We start from the raw sequence: 4,030 nt of genomic DNA, 5'->3' as shown, positions 1-4,030 counted from the left end.
ATACTGGGGGTCGTTGATCAAGAGTGCGCCACCTTCTCCACAAGTAAAGTTTTTAGTCTCGTGAAAACTCTGGGTAGCTAGACAACCAAATGTACCTAGATACTTGCCTTTGTACTTAGCAAATAGTCCATGAGCATTGTCCTCAACAACTGGTATACCATAGCGCCCAGCAATCTCCAAAATAGTATCCATCTCGCACGCGACACCGGCGTAATGTACAGGGACAATGGCTTTGGTGCGGGGGGTAATCAGTGATTCTAATTTCTCTTCGTTTAAATTGAGGGTATCCGGGCGGATGTCGATAAAAACAGGTTGAGCACCTCGTAAGACGAAGGCATTAATGGTAGAGACAAAGGTGAAGGAGGGAACAATGACTTCATCCCCTGGTTGGATATTTAATAGTACTGCCGCCATTTCCAGAGCATGGGTGCAGGAAGTGGTTAGCAGAACCTTCGGCACTGACAATATTTCTTCGAGTAGAGCATGACATTGTTTGGTAATAGCACCATCACCGGAAAGATCCATGTTCTTGATGGTCTGTTGGATATAGTCAAATTCCGTTCCAACAGTAACAGGGCGGTTAAACGGTATTTTTGACAAAGTAACTTCCATTGTTAGTTAGTAATGATTAGTTTCTACTTGGTATTAATCCGAACAATTTTTAAAATGCACCTTAAATCCTATAGATTAGGAATTCTTTATCTGGCTTATTCTTTTTAGTCATCATAATTATTATGAAAAATTATTAGGGAGATGTTGAGTTGTAGCGCCCTGAACTTAAGCGATGATCAATTAACCACTGTTCATTTTCTGGTGAGTCATGTAGCCATCGCTGAATTAGGTCAGCAAATTTTACTGGAAGCTGCAAACTCTTCCAGGTTTCGTAAGAGGCTATAGACAGATTATGGTAAAGATCTGAATCTGAAAGCAGCTTTTGAATAGATTCTGCTAAAGCAACAGAGTTGCCAGCTTCGAAAATTTTCGCACTGATGCCATCTTTTAGTTTATTGATAAACATCGGGTGATCTGAAGCAATGATTGGAGTTCGAGCGCAAAGGGCATGAGTAATTGCCAGTGGGAAACCCTCTGGAAATTCGTGGCGACTAGGAACTAATACCAGATCAGATTCTCTCATCAGAGGAACTACGGTCTTATTTGGTACTATTCCGAGAAACTCTACACAGTCTTCGATTTGTAGCTGCTTAGCTTTATTGACAAAGAAACCTGTTTTATCGTTACCAGCTATCTTCAATTTGATTGGAAACTTATTAGCTTTTAATTTAGCGATAGATTCTAATATATCGCCAACCCCTTTAGCTTCAATCATTGACCCAATGTAAAACAGTTGCCAGGGCTTAGCCTGTGCTGGTAGAGTTTTTGGTGACAAGGATTCTGGGGTTTCAGTAACAATAAAAGTCCAAGGAATTATCTTGTCAGATTGGACTCCTATCTCCTGGAGTACTCGGGAGGAATCAATCCCATAACTACCAATCCATTGGATTCGATCATTATTTAATAATTGGCTTAGTAAATAATTACGAAACTTGTTACGCACCTTTCTGGTGGGAATAGATTCAGCAAATAGGGCTAGGGTTGGAACAGTATTGTTAATTGCCCAACGAAAAACGTCCCGAATGGGTGTGCGAACAACTAAATGAGTGGGATGGTAATCTTCAATCAATTGGATTAACTTTTTAACGTTAATCTTTCCATCAAACCCTGCACCAATAGCACGAACTCCTTTTTCCAGTAGCTGATTGTAGGGTTTTTCGGTCATACAACAGAGAGTTGCAACTTCCCCAATTTGTTTGCCAATTTCAGCTACCGCATCTACAGAATATTTCTGAGCATAGTATGTTTCAGGTCCACCGTTAGCTAAGCGTTCAAAGGCTTCACGGTAATCTCCAGCATACTGAATTATCAATAAGCGCATGAAATTAATTAAATTATTTTAAACATTTTTAATTGAAAATATTTGATATTACTTTGTATTAAAAATCCCGATTAATTATGGAATAATTAGCTTATCAAATATCTATTATAAATCTTTACTATAATCAAGGATTAATTTTAATTAAAAAGATATAATAAATGCTACTAATCGAGTACCGAAAATATAAACTATTCAATAAAAAACCTGAAGATTATTTAAAGCTCAAATCACCTATTAATTACTTAGAAAAAGATAAAAAAAAATCTAGATAGCATCAGGGATAATTATCAATACAATATTAATTAAATAGATCCGGATTATTGATACTTTTTTGAAAAAGAAATAAAGTCACACTGACTCTGATGCTCTATACAGTAATTTTTGTTAAAGCTAGTTATAGGGTTTTATATGGATTGTAAACACACTTGTTGCAGAAATTGCCTGGCAGACAAGAGGAAAAAAGCAACCTAGGAAAGAGAGCCGGAGTTTTATTTGACAATAAAAAAAGACATATTATATTTACATATCATTTGGAAAACCTATCTTGATTAGTGGTTAGTTTATTTTTTTTAATAACTAATAAATCCTCAAGGAATAACCCCTTCTAAGGAGGTAATTAATCCGATGTTACTTGAAGTGAGCAGCACAGAAAACTGCCTATATTTGGTAAGTAAAGGCAGCTTTGGTGGAGAAAAAATAATGCACCATAGACGATGGACAATTACCAGCTTCCCTTAAGCGTAAGGAGCATGCCATTGACCTTAAAGAGGTTTGAGAGTATTAGCCAAAAGTGCAATGGCATCTTTAACGTCTCCCTGAGCTGATTCTGTGGTGCAAATTAGCATCACCACCACATTTTTACCCAGCTGACGCGCCAAGATCACTCCACTGACTGGCTGAGTCTGACCACCTAGGGTTAAGCTACCTCTCCAAGGAAGAGACACCCCTCCTGGTACTGGCTGAAAATTACCGGTTTGAAATCCTTCACCCCGCCTAAACTGTTCAATAGCAATCTGTGCTAGGGAAGCGTTGCTTAATGGACGATCTGTCGCTCTTTGTTCTACAAGCACCGTGTAGGCTAAGTTACCATCGGGTGCTTCAATTAAGGGGAAACCACCTATGGTACTAACCTTATATCCTTCCAGTATACCCACCTGAAAGCGCTTTGTGAGATCTTTATAAGGTTCTTGATTAAGTCTTAAAGTATGGGCTGAGGTATCAGCAGTAGTGGGCGCTGCTAGGGCAGACAATTGAGCTTGAGCTGGTAATGATTGTATTGGTATAGTCAATTGCTCAGGTTTAGACCCTGGGGTGCGCCCCCCAATTATCAGTAATAGGGTAGTTAGCAGAGTTAGACAAATCAACCAAAGTTGGTTACGTTTCATGGAATTATGCAGGAGGAATTATGAAATATCAATTACAATTTTTCCCATTTCAGAATGTAGGGTGCGTTAGGGGCGGGCTCGCCCTAATTTTCCACTTCGTAGCCAGCGTTGCAATAGTTCGCCCCGTAACGCACCACCAAGTATAATTTAGAATTTAAAATTTAGAATTTAGAATTTAGAATTTAGAATTTAGACTTCACATTTGCTGACTTCAGACTATTTTCCCAAAATTGCTGGGTTGCCAAAATCAAACACACCAGCAATACAGCCAGTCATGTATGTAGCTAAAGTTGCTGCCCAGAGAGCTTTCCAGCCAATGGCGCTAATGTCAGCACGACGTTCGGGAACCAGACTCGCTAAACCACCAACAAAAATGCCAAAGGATGCAATATGAGCAAAGCCACAGAGGACATAGCTGATAATCAAAATAGCGCGATCGCTAATTAATCCCTGGGCTGATAGCTGGGCTAACCTAAGATAGGAAGGAATCTCGGTTTGTAATAACCGTTGACCGATCAGCACAGAGGCTTGCCACAGTTCCTGCCAATCTAGGGAAACACCAGTGAGAAAGGTCAAGGGCAAAAATAGTACCCCAAAGATATTATCTAAGGTAATCACACTAAAGATGTTACCGATTAGCTGTAGTAGGGGATTGTCACTAGCAGCCAAATTAGCCAAATAAGCAAAAAAAGTATTGACGAGTGCCACTAAG

4 protein-coding genes are annotated in these 4,030 nt (G+C 39.3%); all 4 read right to left on the bottom strand.

Annotation, left to right across the window (positions count from 1 at the left end):
• On the bottom strand, positions 1–612 hold a 612-nt coding region (locus F6K57_RS38595; protein ID WP_293073878.1), incomplete at its 3' end, for an aminotransferase class I/II-fold pyridoxal phosphate-dependent enzyme.
• 133 nt (positions 613–745) lie between these two features.
• A complete protein-coding gene (locus tag F6K57_RS38590; RefSeq protein WP_075901534.1) occupies positions 746–1,933 on the bottom strand; it encodes a glycosyltransferase in 1,188 nt (395 codons plus the stop codon).
• A gap of 761 nt (positions 1,934–2,694) precedes the next feature.
• Positions 2,695–3,318: a hypothetical protein gene (locus tag F6K57_RS38585; RefSeq protein ID WP_293073874.1), complete on the bottom strand. Its 624-nt coding sequence runs from the start codon at positions 3,316–3,318 to the stop codon at positions 2,695–2,697.
• Between the two features lie 216 nt (positions 3,319–3,534).
• A partial coding sequence (locus tag F6K57_RS38580; protein WP_293073872.1) for a nucleoside transporter C-terminal domain-containing protein occupies positions 3,535–4,030 on the bottom strand: 496 nt, incomplete at its 5' end.

Origin of the sequence: Moorena sp. SIO4A5, assembly GCF_010672005.1 — a bacterium.
Lineage (GTDB): Bacteria > Cyanobacteriota > Cyanobacteriia > Cyanobacteriales > Coleofasciculaceae > Moorena.
Note: the sequence above shows the minus strand (reverse complement) of the source record. Positions and strands in the feature narration are given on the sequence as shown.

Excerpts from the sequence above, each read along its gene's own strand:
- F6K57_RS38590 (WP_075901534.1), bottom strand. The coding sequence starts at position 1,933 with ATGCGCTTATTGATAATTCAGTATGCTGGAGATTACCGTGAAGCCTTT.
- F6K57_RS38585 (WP_293073874.1), bottom strand. The coding sequence starts at position 3,318 with ATGAAACGTAACCAACTTTGGTTGATTTGTCTAACTCTGCTAACTACC.